Origin of the sequence: Rathayibacter sp. PhB152, from assembly GCF_003751395.1 — a bacterium.
In the GTDB taxonomy this organism is placed as follows: Bacteria; Actinomycetota; Actinomycetes; order Actinomycetales; family Microbacteriaceae; genus Rathayibacter; species Rathayibacter festucae.
On record NZ_RJUT01000006.1, the window covers coordinates 196,732 to 211,302 of the forward strand.

The following is a 14,571-nucleotide window of genomic DNA, read 5'->3' on the forward strand; positions in this document are numbered from 1 at the left end:
CGGCGCTCCGCCCTCTTGGCGTCATTGTCGCTCGTCATTTCGGCAATGTTTGCGCCGGGAGCGGCGGCGGACTACTCGAATCCGTCCGGTTGGGGCGGATATCCATATTGCGTCATCGGCACTGGTGACAGCACCTTCATGTGGAACATCTCGAACGGCTGCACGTATGCCAACGGCACGTTGAAGATGCGACTCACGTCGACGAGCGGAGAGTATCGACTTGTCTTCCAGAGCGATGGCAACCTGGTCGTGTACCGCAACGGCTCCAGCCCCGTGTGGCAGTCTGGAACCGCCGGCAAGGGGGCGACGAGAATAGTGTTCCAGAAAGATGGGAATGTCGTCATCTACCGCGGGAGTACCACACTCTGGTCTTCTCAGACCGACAACTGCAATGCCGGCCCGGGCTTATCTCTCGACATGCAGAACGACGGAAATCTGGTGGTGTACAACTACATCTGGTCGACCAGTCCATCCTCAGAAAGATATGCGAAATGGTCAAGCCAGTCAGGTCCTTCGTGCCACTGACCACTTATTCACTCTGATCCGTCACGGTCGACACCAGAGCGATACTCCGCTACAGGATGCAGACGAACTCTCTTCCCTTTTGGCCTATGGAACATCAGCGTTCATGCTCTTGGTGATTTCTCGAGACCGAGGATGGTCACGGGGAGCAAGAGTCCTGTTCCGGACAGACGACTCCCTGCTGCGGCCGACGGGGGGGGTCGTCAGCCGCGGCCGCGCAACGCGCCGACGATGGCGGCGGTCGCGTAGTGCACGATGAGCGCCGCGATCCCGAAGCAGGCCAGCCCGCCGCTCGCCTCCGACCACGGCCGGTGCGCGTCGGTCATGCTGCCGGGCATCACGATGTCGAGCGCGAAGAAGCCGGCGGCGAGACCGAAGCAGACGAAGCTGATGACCAGCAGCGCTCGGATCGCCCTGCCCACCGGGTCGTAATAGCGGGGGTTCGACATCGTGCCTCCGGTTCTCGTCCCTCGTGTCTACCCACCCGCGCGACCCCCCGCAACCACTCGACACCTGCCCCCGCAAAGCCCCCGGACGCACGAAACCCCCGGCCTCCCCCTCCGCGAGATGCCACTTGTGCACGCGACACGCCGTGAAAAGCGTGCACAAGTGGCATCTCGCAGGAGGGACGCCGGGGGCGTCCGCTCACTAGGCGGTCAGGCTGCCAGGGGGAGGGTCGCCTTCGAGGTGACGACCAGGTCGCCGGCGACGGCGTCGACGCGCACGGCGCCGCCGTCGGTCACGTCGCCGGAGACGAACAGATCGGCGATGCGGTCGTCGACCCAGCGCTGCACCAGGCGGCGGAGCGGCCGGGCGCCGTACTGCGGCTCGTAGCCGTGCTCGGCGAGCCAGTCGACCGCGGCCTCGGAGACCTCGAGCGAGACGTCGCGCGAGGCGAGCCGCTCACGGCTGGCCTCGAGCACCAGGCCGACGATCTCGCGCAGCTGCGCACGGCCGAGCCGGCGGAAGAGCACGATCTCGTCGATCCGGTTGAGGAACTCCGGTCGCATCGCCTCGCGGAGCCGGCCCATCACGCGATCGTGCAGGTCCTTCTCCGAGGCGAAGCCCTCGGCCGACTCGTCGCTCTGCGCGACGAAGCCGAGCGCACCGGAGCGCGAGGCGAGGAACTCCGACCCCAGGTTCGAGGTCATGATGATCACCGTGTTCCGGAAGTCCACCGTGCGGCCCTGACCGTCGGTCAGGCGTCCGTCGTCGAGCACCTGCAGGAGCAGGTTGAAGACGTCCGGGTGCGCCTTCTCGATCTCGTCGAAGAGCACGACCGAGTAGGGGTTCCGGCGCACGCGCTCGGTCAGCTGACCGGCCTCGTCGTAGCCGACGTACCCGGGAGGGGAGCCGACCAGTCGCGAGACGGTGTGCCGCTCGCCGAACTCGCTCATGTCGAAGCGGATCACCGACTGCTCGTCGGCGAACAGCGAGCCGGCCAGCGTGCGGGCGAGCTCCGTCTTGCCGACGCCGGTCGGGCCGAGGAAGAGGAACGAGCCGACGGGCCGCGACGAGTCGCCCATCCCGGTCCGGCTGCGGCGGACGGCGCGGGCGACCGCGGCGACCGCGGCGTCCTGGCCGATGACGCGCTGGTGCAGCTCCGTCTCGAGCTGCGCGAGCCGGTCGCGCTCCCCCTCGGTCAGCCGCGACACCGGGATGCCGGTGGCACGGGCGACGACCGCGGCGATCTCGGCCTCGCCGACGACCGCCTCCTGCGAGACGGCTCCGCCGGCGGTCGCCGCGTCGAGCGACGCCTGGACCGCGGTGATCTCGTCGCGCAGACGCGACGCCTCCTCGTAGTGCTCGGCCGAGACGGCCGCGTTCTTGTCGCCCTCGAGGGTGGCGAGCCGCGCGAGCAGGGCGTCGGTGTCGACACCCGCGCCGAGCTTCAGGCGCAGACGTGCGCCGGCCTGGTCGATCAGGTCGATCGCCTTGTCGGGCAGCACCCGGTCGGGCAGGTAGCGGGCGGAGAGCTCGACGGAGGCGCGCAGGGCGTCGTCGGTGAAGGCGACGCGGTGGTGCTCCTCGTAGGCGCCGCGCAGGCCGTGCAGGATCGCCACGGCGTCCTCGATGCTCGGCTCGCCGATGCGCACCGGCTGGAACCGGCGCTCGAGGGCCGGGTCCTTCTCGATGGTGCGGTACTCCTTGAGCGTGGTCGCGCCGATCAGGTGCAACTCGCCGCGGGCCAGCCGCGGCTTGAGGATGTTCCCCGCGTCCATCCCCCCCTCGCCCGCGCCACCGGCGCCGACGACGGTGTGCACCTCGTCGATGAAGACGATCAGCTCGCCCGAGTGGGCCGCGATCTCGTCCATCGTCGTGGTGAGGCGCTCCTCGAAGTCGCCGCGGTAGCGGGTGCCCGCGAGCATGGCGGGCAGGTCGAGCGAGACGACGCGCTTGTCGCGCAGCTGCTCGGGCACCTCGCCGGCCACGATCGCGCGGGCCAGGCCCTCGACGACCGCGGTCTTGCCGACGCCGGCCTCGCCGACGAGCACCGGGTTGTTCTTGGTGCGGCGGCTGAGGATCTCGACGGCCTGCTCGATCTCGTCGGAGCGGCCGATCACCGGGTCGAGCCGGCCCTCGCGGGCGAGCTCGGTGAGGTCGGTGCCGAACTTGTCGAGCATCGGGGTCTCGGACGCGGGCGCGCCCTGCTCCGGGACGGGCTGCTCGCCGGCGACCGTCTCGCGCAGGCCCTGGGTGAGCGCCTCCGCGGTCACGCCGGCGCGAGCGAGGACCTGCCCGGCGGGCGTGTCCTGGCCGAGCACGAGCGCGAAGAAGAGGTGCTCGGGGTCGATGTAGGTCGAGCCGCTGGAGCGGGCGACCTGGTAGGAGTGGAAGAGCGCGCGCTGGGCGCTCGGGGTGATGGTCGCCGCGTTCTGCGAGGCCGGGGCCTCGCTCGCCTGCGGCAGGCGCGCCTCCGTGGCGGTCGCGATGGCGCCGGGGTCGACGCCGATGCGGCGGACCGCCTGCGACACGGCCTCGTCGTCGACGAGGACCCGCAGCACGTGCAGGGCGTCGAGCTCGGTCTGGCCGCGCTCGAGAGCGAAGCGCCCTGCGGACTGCAGGATGCTCTGGGTGCGTGCGCTGAGGAAGCGGCTGAGGTCGATGGACCGCGCCGCGCGGGCGCGCTCACCGTCGAGGTAGCGGGCGAGGAAGTCGTCGAACGAGCTCGCTCCGGCCTCGTTGTAGTTGTCGGGCACCAGTCCTCCTGAAAGAGTTGAGTCACTTGCACTCAAGTTCAACGCAGGGGGCCCTCCCCTATTCCCGCCCGCGAGATGCCACTTGTGCACGCCTTCTGCGGCGTGTCGCGTACGCAAGTGGCATCTCGCGGAGGGGGGGGCAGACGGAGAGGAGGCACGGACCCTATCCGGTCCGTGCCTCCCTGTGCGCCGACGCGCGTTTCTCCGGGGTGGGAGCTCTAGGGGACGATGTGGCCCGCGGCGCGGAACAGCTCATACCACTCCGGCCGCGTGAGCGGCAGGTCGGAGCCGAGGGCTGCATCGCGCACGCGCTGCTCGTTCGTCGTGCCGAGGACGACCTGCATCTTCGCCGGGTGGCGGGTGATCCAGGCGGTCGCGACGGCGAGGGGCGGGACGTCGTACTGGGCGGCGAGGCGGTCGAGGACCGCGTTCAGCTCGCCGTACTCGGGGTTGTCGAGGAAGACGCCGGTGAAGAAGCCGCTCTGGAACGGCGACCAGGCCTGCACGGTGATGTCGTTGAGGCGGCAGTAGTCGAGGATGCCCGCGTCGCGCATCACCGACTGGTCCTCGGCGATCATGTTCGACGCCACGCCCTGCGCGATCATCGGCGAGTGCGTGATCGAGAGCTGCAGCTGGTTCGCGACGATCGGCTGGTTCAGCGACTTCTTCAGCAGCTCGATCTGGTACGGCGTCTGGTTGGAGACGCCGAAGTGCTTGACCTTGCCGGCGGCGTGCAGCTCGTCGAAGGCGCGGGCGACCTCGTCGGGCTCGACCAGCGCGTCGGGGCGGTGCAGCAGGAGCACGTCGATGTAGTCGGTGCGGAGCGCCTTCAGCGAGCCCTCGACCGACTGCATCAGGTGCTCGTACGAGAAGTCGAAGTACGGGCCGTCGCCGACGATGCCGGCCTTGGTCTGCAGGACGACCTGCTCGCGCTCGGACGGGGTGAGCGCCAACGCCTCGGCGAAGCGCTCCTCGCAGCGGTGCAGCTCGCCGCCGTAGACGTCGGCGTGATCGAAGAAGTCGATACCGGAGTCGCGGGCGGTGCGGACGAGGTCGCGGATGGCGTCGTCGGTCATGTCGGGGATGCGCATGAGGCCGAGGACGACGTTCGGGGAGTCGAGGCCGGAGGCGCCGAGGGGGACGTGCTTCAAGGGAGTGCTCCTTCGTTGGATACCTCGTCCACGGTACGGGCGCCGCCCGTGCGCCGTCCAACAGGGGGTGCTGGTGCGATTCATGCGCCGGAGTGGTGAATCGAGCGCCTTGCCGGGGAGAGGCCGCGGTGGGAGGCTGCCGCCATGACGATCGAGGTGCGCCCGGCCACCGTCTTCGACGACCTGGCCACGATGAACGGCCCGAAGCGGCCCGACGCGAGCGTGTGCTGGTGCCTGAGCTACCGGCTGCTCTCCTCCACCGAGAACAACGCCCTCCGCGGCCCGGCGCGCGGCGAGCGGATGCGCGAGCTCGTCGCGCAGGATCCGCCGCCCGGCGTCCTCGCCTACGACGGCGGCGAGGTGGCGGGCTGGGCCGCCGTGCATCGCCGCGCCGACACCAGCTACGCGAAGAACCGGAGGATCCCGCACGTCGACGACCTCGACGTCTGGAGCGTCTGGTGCATCCGCGTCCGCCCCGGCTTCCGCAGGCGCGGGATCTCGCACGCCCTGCTCGCCGGCGCCGTCGACTTCGCCCGCGCGCACGGCGCCCCGGCGATCGAGGGCTACCCCGTCGACAACGCCGGCGCGAAGGTCGAGCAGACGATGGCCTACGTCGGCACCCGCGCCCTCTTCGAGAAGGCCGGCTTCTCGCACGCGGCCGACACCACCTCGGTGCTCAACGGCTTTCCGCGGGTGCTGATGTGGCTGCCGCTGAAGTGATCACGCCGAGAAGCAGTGATGGCCGCGCTTCATGCTGATCGAGTAGCCCGCGGAGCGGGCGTATCGAGATCCACCAGCGTCGGACGACGGTGTGCAGACCCACCTTCTGAGGACGGCGGGTCTCGATACGCCCCTGCGGGGCTACTCGACCAACATGGAGCCGCTCGTCGTGCGGCGCGGAGCGAGTCCTCGATCGGCAGTGATCGGCCCGTCGACGAGAGGCCTCGCGCCACTTCGCCATGACGATGCTCCGTCCCTTACCGTGTCGGACGTGCAAACAGGCTCGCTCGACTCCTCCGAGGTGGTGCACCGCGCCCGCCAGGACATCGGCCTGTCGCAGAACGCACTCGCCCGCGCCGCCGGGCTCCGGCAGTCCGATCTCGCTGCGATCGAGTCGGGAGTTCGGCGAGTGGGCCCGGAGCAGCTCACTCGGATTCTCGATGCGGCGCGCCTTCGTCCCTCGCTGGCTCTCGAACTGCTCGCCGACCAGGTGCGAGCCCTCGCGGCCGAACACGGATTGCACGACGCCCGCGTCTTCGGCTCGACGGTCCGCGGCACCGATCACGAGCGCAGCGACATCGACCTGCTCGTCAGCGCCGATCCCACCGTCGACTTCCTCGGTCTCGCGGCTTTCCGCGGTCGGGCCGCGGAGCTGCTCGGCTTCCCGGTCGACGTCGTCGTCGACGATCGCGACAACGAGGTCGTCCGCGCGATACGCCAGGAGGCAGTACCGCTCTGAGCAGTTCCGCCTCGCTGCGTCGCGGCGGGACGGATGACGCGAAGAACCTCCGCGGGCCGACCCCGGAGTCGAGGAACGGCTCCTCGCCCGGGAGGGGAGGAGCCGTTCGCCGTGAAGGCCGGGACGTGGTGTCGACGCCTAGAAGTCCCAGTCCTCGTCCTCGGTGTTCACGGCCTTGCCGATCACGTAGGAGGAGCCGGAGCCCGAGAAGAAGTCGTGGTTCTCGTCCGCGTTGGGCGAGAGGGCCGACAGGATCGCGGGGTTCACATCGGTGACCTGCTTGGGGAACATCGGCTCGTAGCCGAGATTCATCAGGGCCTTGTTGGCGTTGTAGTGCAGGAACTTCTTGACGTCCTCGGTCAGGCCGAGCTGGTCGTAGAGGTCCTGGGTGTACTGCGCCTCGTTGTCGTAGAGCTCGTAGAGCAGCGAGAAGGTGTAGTCCTTGATCTCGTCGCGCTTGGCCTGGTCGACCAGCTCGAGTCCCTTCTGGAACTTGTAGCCGATGTAGTAGCCGTGCACGGCCTCGTCGCGGATGATCAGGCGCACCAAGTCCGCGGTGTTGGTGAGCTTGGCGCGCGAGGACCAGTACATCGGCAGGTAGAAGCCGGAGTAGAAGAGGAACGACTCCAGCAGCGTGGAGGCGACCTTCCGCTTCAGCGGGTCGTCGCCGCGGTAGTAATCCATGACGATGGACGCCTTCTTCTGCAGGTTCGGGTTCTCGACCGACCAGCGGAACGCCTCGTCGATGTCCTGGGTGTTCGACAGGGTCGAGAACACCGAGGAGTACGACTTCGCGTGCACCGACTCCATGAACGCGATGTTCGTGTAGACGGCCTCCTCGTGTGGGGTGAGCGCATCGGGGATCAGCGAGACGGCGCCGACCGTGCCCTGGATGGTGTCGAGCAGGGTCAGGCCCGTGAACACGCGCATCGTGAGCTGCTGCTCGTCGTGGGTCAGCGTGTTCCACGACTGGATGTCGTTGGACAGCGGGACCTTCTCGGGCAGCCAGAAGTTGCTCGTGAGGCGGTTCCAGACCTCCACGTCCTTGTCGTCCTGGATGCGGTTCCAGTTGATGGCGTCGACGTGGCTGACCAGCTTGAGCTTCTCAGGGGGAGTCATGATCTCTTCTTCGTGCGGGTAGGTCGTTCGAGACTGTCGGGGGATCGACGGGGGACGTTACAGCATGCAGCTGACGCAGCCGTCGACCTCCGTGCCCTCCAGCGCGAGCTGGCGGAGACGGATGTAGTAGATGGTCTTGATGCCCTTGCGCCAGGCGTAGATCTGCGCGCGGTTGATGTCGCGGGTGGTCGCGGTGTCCTTGAAGAACAGGGTGAGCGAGAGGCCCTGGTCGACGTGCTGCGTCGCCGCGGCGTAGGTGTCGATGATCTTCTCGTAGCCGATCTCGTACGCGTCCTGGTAGTACTCCAGGTTGTCGTTCGTCATGAACGGCGCCGGGTAGTAGACGCGGCCGAGCTTGCCCTCCTTGCGGATCTCGATCTTCGACGCGATCGGGTGGATCGAGGACGTCGAGTTGTTGATGTACGAGATCGAGCCGGTCGGCGGGACGGCCTGCAGGTTCTGGTTGTAGATGCCGTGCTCCATGACCGAGGCCTTGAGCGCGCGCCAGTCGTCCTGGGTGGGGACGGCGATGCCGGCCTCGGAGAAGAGGCGGGAGACGCGCTCGGTGGCGGGCGCCCACTCCTTCTCGGTGTAGGTGTCGAAGAACTCGCCCGAGGCGTACTTCGAATCGGCGAAGCCCTCGAAGGTCGTGCCGCGCTCGATCGAGATGCTGTTCGATGCGCGCAGGGCGTGGAAGAGCACCGAGTAGAAGTAGATGTTGGTGAAGTCGATGCCCTCCTCGGACCCGTAGTGGATCCGCTCGCGGGCGAGGTAGCCGTGCAGGTTCATCTGGCCGAGGCCGATGGCGTGCGACTTGTCGTTGCCGTCCTCGATCGAGCGCACCGAGGTGATGTGCGACTGGTCGGACACCGAGGTGAGGCCGCGGATCGCGGTCTCGATGGTGCGGCCGAAGTCGGGCGAGTCCATCGTCAGCGCGATGTTCAGCGAGCCGAGGTTGCAGGAGATGTCCTTGCCGATGCTGTTGTAGGAGAGGTCCTCGTTGTAGGTCGTGGGGGTGTTGACCTGGAGGATCTCGGAGCACAGGTTGGACATGTTGATGCGGCCCTTGATCGGGTTCGCCTTGTTCACCGTGTCCTCGAACACGATGTAGGGGTAGCCCGACTCGAACTGGATCTCCGCGATGGTCTGGAAGAACTCGCGCGCCGAGATCTTGGTCTTCTTGATGCGCGGGTCGTCGACCATCTCGCGGTACTTCTCGGAGATCGAGATGTCGCCGAAGGGCAGGCCGTAGACGCGCTCGACGTCGTACGGGGAGAAGAGGTACATGTCCTCGTTGTTCTTCGCGAGCTCGAACGTGATGTCGGGCACGACGACGCCGAGGGAGAGCGTCTTGATGCGGATCTTCTCGTCGGCGTTCTCGCGCTTGGTGTCGAGGAAGCGCAGGATGTCCGGGTGGTGCGCCGAGAGGTACACCGCTCCCGCACCCTGGCGGGCGCCGAGCTGGTTCGCGTAGCTGAAGCTGTCCTCGAGGAGCTTCATCACGGGGATGATGCCGGAGGACTGGTTCTCGATCTGCTTGATCGGGGCGCCGGCCTCGCGGATGTTGGAGAGCGAGAGGGCGACGCCGCCGCCGCGCTTGGAGAGCTGCAGCGCGGAGTTGATGCCGCGGGCGATCGACTCCATGTTGTCCTCGATGCGGAGGAGGAAGCAGGAGACGAGCTCGCCGCGCTGCGCCTTGCCCGTGTTGAGGAAGGTGGGGGTCGCGGGCTGGAAGCGGCCGGCGACGATCTCCTCGACGAGGGCGATCGCGAGCTTCTCGTCGCCCTGGGCGAGCCCGAGGGCCGACATGACGACGCGGTCCTCGAAGCGCTCGAGGTAGCGCTTCCCGTCGAAGGTCTTCAGCGTGTACGACGTGTAGTACTTGAAGGCGCCGAGGAAGGTCGCGAAGCGGAACTTCTTCGAGTAGGCGAGGTCGTTCAGCTCCTGGATGAAGTCGAACGAGTACTGGTCGAGGACGGCCTTCTCGTAATACTCCTTCTCGACCAGGTAGTCGAGGCGCTCCTTGAGGGAGTGGAAGAAGACGGTGTTCTGGTTGACGTGCTGCAGGAAGTACTCGCGCGCCGCCTCGCGGTCCTTGTCGAACTGGATCTCCCCGTTCGGGCCGTACAGGTTCAGCATCGCGTTGAGCGAGTGGTAGTCCATCTGCGCGGCGTCCCGGGGGGCGTCGATCACTGCTGCGTCCAAAACGAGTCCAATCCTTCGTCGACGGCGCGGACGTCGTCGGGTGTGCCGAATACTTCGAAACGGTAGAGATGCGGCACCTCGCACTTGCGGGCGATGATGTCGCCGGCGAGGCAGTAGGCCTCGCCGAAGTTGGTGTTGCCGGCGCCGATGACACCGCGGAGCAGGGCGCGGTTGCGCGGGACGTTCAGGAAGCGGATGACCTGCTTGGGGACCGCTCCCCCGCCGTTGCCCCCGCCGTAGGTGGGGAGCACGAGCACGTACGGCTCGTCGACGTGGAGCGTGTCGACCGCGGCGCCGTCCCGCCGGGAGTGCAGGGGGATCTGCTGCGCGGGCCGCCCGAGCTTCTGCATGAAGCGGTGGGTGTTGCCCGAGCTGCTCGAGAAGTACACGAGTCCGCTCATCGCGCGCCTCCCCCGTCCTTCCGTCGTCCGCCCTCGCGGGCGCTTGCGGACCCGCTCCCGCGGATCCTCCGCCGGCCCGGGGCAGAACCTGCGCACCCGGACCGGCGAAGCTGTGTGCTCTGCTCCTGCCGCCGCATCTCCGTCAGCACCTGCTCTGAGGCGGCTGGACGGTGAGCTGCAAGGCGGAGGAGGAAGCCGTAGCGGCGCTACGGCGCCCGACGACAACGCCGCAGATCGCCGTTCAGACGGCTCAGAGGGCGGAGATCTTGTCGGGGCGGAAGCCGGACCAGTGATCGTCGTCCGTGATGACGACCGGCGCCTGGAGGTAGCCGAGGGCCTTGACGGCGTCGAGGGCCTTCTCGTCGACGGAGAGGTCGAAGATCTCGTAGTCGATGCCCTTGCTGTCGAGGGCCCGGTAGGTCGCGGTGCACTGCACGCAGGAGGGCTTGGTGTAGACCGTCACAGCCATGGGTGTCGTCCTTTCGGAAGGAGGTGTCCCGAGGGCCGGATCCGGTGCCGCGCCGGGGGTCCGGGCGGGCGGGGAGGCGGTCGTGGGGAGTTCTGATGTGGAGTGGTGCGGGGCGCTCGGAGACCGAGCGGCGGTGCCGATGGGCCTCTCGGCCCGACCTGCTCAGCAATACTACATATAGTGGGCGGCCCGGCGGCAGCCCACTAGGAGTAGTAGTTACATCCGTGTAGTTATCCACCGGTCCTCCCCCGATCCATCCACAGGCCGGGGCCCGCGGACCCGCGGAAGGACGCGGATCTTCTGGAGTTATCCACCGCTGTGGACAGTCGCGATCCGTTCCCTGGGTACAACGCTCCCCGGCGTGTCGGCATGCCCGACATGCGGGTGCCGGGACGCACGCCGACCACTACATCTAGGGGTCGGGGTGCTGCGAGATCCATGGCTCGACGCTACGGCCGACCACCGACACCCGCGGGTGCGGACGGACGCCGTCGGAGTGGCCGCGGCGGGTCTCCACGCAGCCGTCACGCACCGCCCCGAGCACTCGGGCAGCCGCACCGGCAGGGCCGACATCGCCGCCACGCGCCGTCAGGACGCGCGGCGCGCCAGCTCCGCCGCGACGGCCCGCAGGTGCGGCAGCGGGTCGGCGATGGCCGCCGCCGCCGACCCCGCCGCCTCGGTGAGCGAGCCCGCCGCGGCGAACGCGGTGGTCGGCGCCTGGATCGCCCCGGCGACCAGCATCGTGCGGGCGCCCGCCGCCTCCGCCAGTCCGAGCAGGTAGGAGGGGACCTTGCCCGCCATCGACTGCGCGTCGAAGCGCCCTTCACCGGTGAGGACCACGTCCGCACCCGCGACAAGCGCCGGCAGCCCGAGCGCCTCGCCGACCGCAGCCGAGCCGGGAGCCAGCCGCGCGCCCCACGCGAGCAGGCCGAAGCCGGTGCCGCCCGCCGCACCCGTGCCGGCCTCCTCCGGGTCGGCGTCCAGGTGCGCGGCGAGGTGGCGCAGGCCGTCGTCGAGGCGCAGCACGTCGTCGAGGCTCGCGCCCTTCTGCGGTCCGAAGACGTGCGCGGCCCCGGAGTCGCCGAGCAGCGGGTTCGTGACGTCGCTGAGGATCCGTGCGCCGCCGGCGGGGACGGGGCGCAGCGCGCGCCGGTCGACGACCGCGAGCTCGTGCAGCGCGCCGCCGCCGTCGCCGAGGTCGTGCCCGGACACGGTGAGGAAGCGCGCGCCGAGCTCGCGCAGCGCCCCGACGCCGCCGTCGGTGGACGAGCTGCCGCCGATCGCGAGCAGCAGCGCCTGCGCGCCGGCGTCGAGCGCGGCGGCGATCGCCCGGCCGAAGCCGCGGGTGTGCGCGGTGAGCGGGCGCAGCGGGTCGAGCAGCGTGATGCCGCTCGCAGAGGCGAGCTCGACCACCGCGGTGCCGTCCGGCAGCAGCAGCCAGGCCGTCTCGACCGGGCGGTCGTCCGGGCCGACCACGGTGAGCGCGTGGCGCTGCGCCTCCGGCACCGCGACCGCGAACGCGTCGACCGTGCCCTCGCCGCCGTCGGCCATCGGCGCGAGCACCAGCTCGTCGTCCGGCCGCTCGCCGCGCCAGCCCTCGGCGAGCGCCTCCGCCACCTCGACGGCGGTCGCCGACCCCTTGAAGGAGTCGGGCGCGATGATCACTCTCTGGGCTCCGCTGCTCATGCGCTCCAGTCTGGCAGCGGTGCGCTCGCCGGGTCGGCCTGTGGAGAACTCGAGCGGGGAGGGCTCGAGACCGGGCACTCTGCTGCGATGCGTCGACCTGCACCTCTCCCCCGCGAGCTCGAAGGACGGCCGTTCTCGGCCGCTCGCGCCGGCACGGAAGGGGTATCGGGCGCCCGGCTGAGAGCAGCGGACCTCGAGGCTCCCTTCTCGGGGGTCCGCGTGCCGCGAGGATCGGCGACGACCGTCGCGGCGCGCGCGTGGGCGCTCTCGACCGTGCTCGGAGACGGCGTCGTCTTCAGTCACCTCACCGCCGCCAGGCTCTGGCCGCTCGAGCTCCCGCGCGAACAGGACGACGAGCCGCTCCACGTGGCCGTCCGCCACCCAGGGCGAGCGCCGAGGCGCCGCGGTGTGATCGGCCACTCGATCGCCGATCCGGAGGTGCGCGCCGTGGTCCGGCACGGGCTCCGCCTGACCGACGGCGCGAGCCTGTTCTGCCACCTCGCGCCGATCCTCCGGCTCGCGGACCTGGTGGCGGTCGGCGACGCGCTCCTCCGCGAGCCCTTCCGCCAGGCCGCGGGCGACCGTCGACCGTGGGTCGCCCGCGGCGCCCTCGAGGCTCGCGTCGCCGCGTACCGCGGACCGGGAGCTCCCGCTGCCAGGCGGGCGCTCACCCTCGTCCGCTCAGGTGCGGAGTCGCGGAAGGAGACGGAGTTCCGGCTGGCGCTCCTCGAGGCGGGCCTGCCCGAGCCGGAGCTCCAGGTCCCGGTGCACGACGCGGCCGGCTTCATCGGCCGGCTGGACACGCTCTACCCGCGCTGGAAGGTCGGCGGCGAGTACGAGGGCGACCAGCACCGCACGGACCGCGTGCAGTGGGACCGCGACCTGATCCGCTACGAGCGCCTCGCGGCCGCCGGCTTCTCGATCGTCCGCATCGCCGCGGCCTCGTTCCTGCGCGACCCCGCAGGTTGCGCCGCCCGCGTCCGCGCCCGCCTCCTCGACGCGGGCTGGCGCCCGGACCCCTGACCCGTTCGCCACTTTCTGCTGCTTCGGCCCCCGACCTGTGATCCGTTCGCCGCTTTCCGTTGCTTCGCCCCCCGCATTCCAGCAGAAAGTGCCGAATGGCCGAGCGTGCGGAGGCGCGCGGGCCTACAGGGGGGTGGCGAGGCGGAAGCCGCGCTTGATCACCGTGGCGACGAGGCGCGGCTCCGGGAGGGCCTGGCGGAGGCGGCTGATGGCGACGTCGACGGCGTGGTCGTCGAGGGGCTCGGGGGCGGCGGCGGCGAGGACGGCGCGGGCGACGGTGGCGCCCTCGGCGGCGACCAGGGTGCGGAAGAGGGCGAGGGCGACGGGGGTGAGGGCGACGCGGGTGCCCGCGAGCACGGCGTGCCGGCCGCGCAGCTCGAGGGGGCCGAATTCGGTGTCGAGGCGGGGGGCGGACTGCTCGAGGTGCTCGCAGGTGAGGCGGATGAGCGCGCCCATCCGGAACCGGTCGGGGACGATCGGCAGGATCTGCGCCTCGACGAGCGGCGCCGCGGTGACCGGGCCGACGGCGGCCGCGACGACGGTCTCGCGGAAGGCGGCCTGGAGCTCGTCGAGCCGGCCGGCCGCCTCCGCGACGGTGAACAGCGCCTCGACGGCGGGCGCGCTGGTGAAGGTGACGGCGTCGAGGCCGCCGCAGCAGATCGCCTCGATGAGCCGGAGGACGCGGGCCGAGTCCTCGTGGGCGCTCCAGCGGTAGGGGGCGGCGGTGAGCACGGTCGCGCCGGCGTCGGTGAGGCGCTGCAGCTGCGCCGGGTCGGTGAAGCCGTGCAGCTGGACCGCGACGGTGCGGCCGGCGGCGCCCTCGCGCAGGGCCAGGTCGACGAGGGAGGTGGTGGTCTCGCGCTCGCTCATGCCGTGGTCGTCGAGGCCGGCGGCGCGGATCGCCCCGCGCGCCTTCGGGCCGCGGACGAGGATCCGGGCGTCGGAGAGCGCGTCGGTCAGGTCGTCGCCGAGGCCGGCGGCGTCGGCCGCCTCGAGCCAGCGGCGCATGCCGTAGGAGGTGGTCGCGAGCAGCACGTCGGGGCGGGCGGCGACGATCGCGCGGGTCTCCGCCTCGAGGACGCCCTCGGTGTCGACGCCGCGCATACGGATGGTGGGGGCGTGGGTGACGTCGGCGCCGCGGCGCTCGAAGGCGGCGATCAGGTCCTCGGAGCGGCGGTCGGAGGTGACGCCGATGCGGAAGCCGACGAGCTGGTCGGCCCGGAAGCCGGGCGACGCGGCGTCGGGATCGGGCCCGTCGGCGCCGGGAGCGGCGGTCGCGACAGCGCCGCTCGCCTCGCCGCTCGCCTCGGTGCCGGTCATCAGCGGCCCCCTCGGG

At 70.1% G+C, this 14,571-nt stretch carries 13 protein-coding genes; 4 read left to right on the forward strand and 9 right to left on the reverse strand.

What is annotated here, in order from left to right; all coding sequences use genetic code 11:
* Window positions 1–45: 45 nt before the first annotated feature.
* Entirely contained in the window at window positions 46–525 is a 480-nt protein-coding gene (locus EDF36_RS15285) for a hypothetical protein (RefSeq protein WP_185020501.1), read from the forward strand.
* A gap of 200 nt (window positions 526–725) precedes the next feature.
* Here EDF36_RS15285 and EDF36_RS15290 read toward each other — a convergent pair whose 3' ends face one another.
* From EDF36_RS15290 to EDF36_RS15300, 3 genes are all read right to left on the reverse strand, one after another.
* Entirely contained in the window at window positions 726–971 is a 246-nt protein-coding gene (locus tag EDF36_RS15290; protein ID WP_123733661.1) for a hypothetical protein, read from the reverse strand.
* 207 nt (window positions 972–1,178) lie between these two features.
* A complete protein-coding gene (locus EDF36_RS15295; RefSeq protein ID WP_123733662.1) occupies window positions 1,179–3,722 on the reverse strand; it encodes an ATP-dependent Clp protease ATP-binding subunit in 2,544 nt (847 codons plus the stop codon).
* 218 nt (window positions 3,723–3,940) lie between these two features.
* Window positions 3,941–4,873 carry an aldo/keto reductase family oxidoreductase gene (locus EDF36_RS15300; protein ID WP_260300739.1) on the reverse strand — a complete coding sequence of 311 codons (933 nt, stop codon included), beginning with the start codon at window positions 4,871–4,873 and terminating at the stop codon, window positions 3,941–3,943.
* Between the two features lie 144 nt (window positions 4,874–5,017).
* Here EDF36_RS15300 and EDF36_RS15305 point away from each other — a divergent pair, with 144 nt between their 5' ends.
* Together EDF36_RS15305 and EDF36_RS15310 are read left to right on the forward strand one after the other, a co-directional pair.
* Entirely contained in the window at window positions 5,018–5,593 is a 576-nt protein-coding gene (locus EDF36_RS15305; RefSeq protein ID WP_123733664.1) for a GNAT family N-acetyltransferase, read from the forward strand.
* A gap of 154 nt (window positions 5,594–5,747) precedes the next feature.
* A complete protein-coding gene (locus EDF36_RS15310) occupies window positions 5,748–6,332 on the forward strand; it encodes a nucleotidyltransferase domain-containing protein (protein ID WP_148060057.1) in 585 nt (194 codons plus the stop codon).
* Between the two features lie 138 nt (window positions 6,333–6,470).
* Here the strand turns inward: EDF36_RS15310 and nrdF are convergent, their stop codons facing one another.
* The 5 genes from nrdF to EDF36_RS15335 form a co-directional block, all read right to left on the reverse strand.
* Window positions 6,471–7,451 (reverse strand): class 1b ribonucleoside-diphosphate reductase subunit beta, encoded by a 981-nt coding sequence (nrdF, locus tag EDF36_RS15315; protein ID WP_123447769.1) that lies wholly within the window; start codon window positions 7,449–7,451, stop codon window positions 6,471–6,473.
* A 57-nt stretch (window positions 7,452–7,508) separates the two neighbouring features.
* Window positions 7,509–9,614: a class 1b ribonucleoside-diphosphate reductase subunit alpha gene (gene nrdE, locus EDF36_RS15320; RefSeq protein WP_123447869.1), complete on the reverse strand. Its 2,106-nt coding sequence runs from the start codon at window positions 9,612–9,614 to the stop codon at window positions 7,509–7,511.
* A gap of 26 nt (window positions 9,615–9,640) precedes the next feature.
* Window positions 9,641–10,057, reverse strand: a complete 417-nt coding sequence (gene nrdI, locus EDF36_RS15325; RefSeq protein ID WP_123447770.1) for a class Ib ribonucleoside-diphosphate reductase assembly flavoprotein NrdI — start codon at window positions 10,055–10,057, stop codon at window positions 9,641–9,643.
* Window positions 10,058–10,307: 250 nt separating this feature from the next.
* Window positions 10,308–10,526: a glutaredoxin-like protein NrdH gene (gene nrdH / locus EDF36_RS15330; protein WP_123447771.1), complete on the reverse strand. Its 219-nt coding sequence runs from the start codon at window positions 10,524–10,526 to the stop codon at window positions 10,308–10,310.
* 588 nt (window positions 10,527–11,114) lie between these two features.
* Window positions 11,115–12,212, reverse strand: a complete 1,098-nt coding sequence (locus EDF36_RS15335; RefSeq protein ID WP_123733666.1) for a glycerate kinase — start codon at window positions 12,210–12,212, stop codon at window positions 11,115–11,117.
* Between the two features lie 219 nt (window positions 12,213–12,431).
* Here EDF36_RS15335 and EDF36_RS15340 point away from each other — a divergent pair, with 219 nt between their 5' ends.
* Window positions 12,432–13,235, forward strand: a complete 804-nt coding sequence (locus EDF36_RS15340; protein WP_221181672.1) for a hypothetical protein — start codon at window positions 12,432–12,434, stop codon at window positions 13,233–13,235.
* A gap of 123 nt (window positions 13,236–13,358) precedes the next feature.
* On the opposite strand, the gene EDF36_RS15345 is transcribed toward EDF36_RS15340, so the two are convergent.
* Window positions 13,359–14,555 (reverse strand): uroporphyrinogen-III synthase, encoded by a 1,197-nt coding sequence (locus EDF36_RS15345; protein WP_123733667.1) that lies wholly within the window; start codon window positions 14,553–14,555, stop codon window positions 13,359–13,361.
* Between the last annotated feature and the right edge of the window lie 16 nt (window positions 14,556–14,571).

Excerpts from the sequence above, each read along its gene's own strand:
- EDF36_RS15285 (WP_185020501.1), top strand. The coding sequence starts at position 46 with ATGTTTGCGCCGGGAGCGGCGGCGGACTACTCGAATCCGTCCGGTTGG.
- EDF36_RS15290 (WP_123733661.1), bottom strand. The coding sequence starts at position 971 with ATGTCGAACCCCCGCTATTACGACCCGGTGGGCAGGGCGATCCGAGCG.
- EDF36_RS15305 (WP_123733664.1), top strand. The coding sequence starts at position 5,018 with ATGACGATCGAGGTGCGCCCGGCCACCGTCTTCGACGACCTGGCCACG.
- EDF36_RS15310 (WP_148060057.1), top strand. The coding sequence starts at position 5,748 with ATGGAGCCGCTCGTCGTGCGGCGCGGAGCGAGTCCTCGATCGGCAGTG.
- nrdF (WP_123447769.1), bottom strand. The coding sequence starts at position 7,451 with ATGACTCCCCCTGAGAAGCTCAAGCTGGTCAGCCACGTCGACGCCATC.
- nrdE (WP_123447869.1), bottom strand. The coding sequence starts at position 9,614 with ATGGACTACCACTCGCTCAACGCGATGCTGAACCTGTACGGCCCGAAC.
- nrdI (WP_123447770.1), bottom strand. The coding sequence starts at position 10,057 with ATGAGCGGACTCGTGTACTTCTCGAGCAGCTCGGGCAACACCCACCGC.
- nrdH (WP_123447771.1), bottom strand. The coding sequence starts at position 10,526 with ATGGCTGTGACGGTCTACACCAAGCCCTCCTGCGTGCAGTGCACCGCG.
- EDF36_RS15335 (WP_123733666.1), bottom strand. The coding sequence starts at position 12,212 with ATGAGCAGCGGAGCCCAGAGAGTGATCATCGCGCCCGACTCCTTCAAG.
- EDF36_RS15345 (WP_123733667.1), bottom strand. The coding sequence starts at position 14,555 with ATGACCGGCACCGAGGCGAGCGGCGAGGCGAGCGGCGCTGTCGCGACC.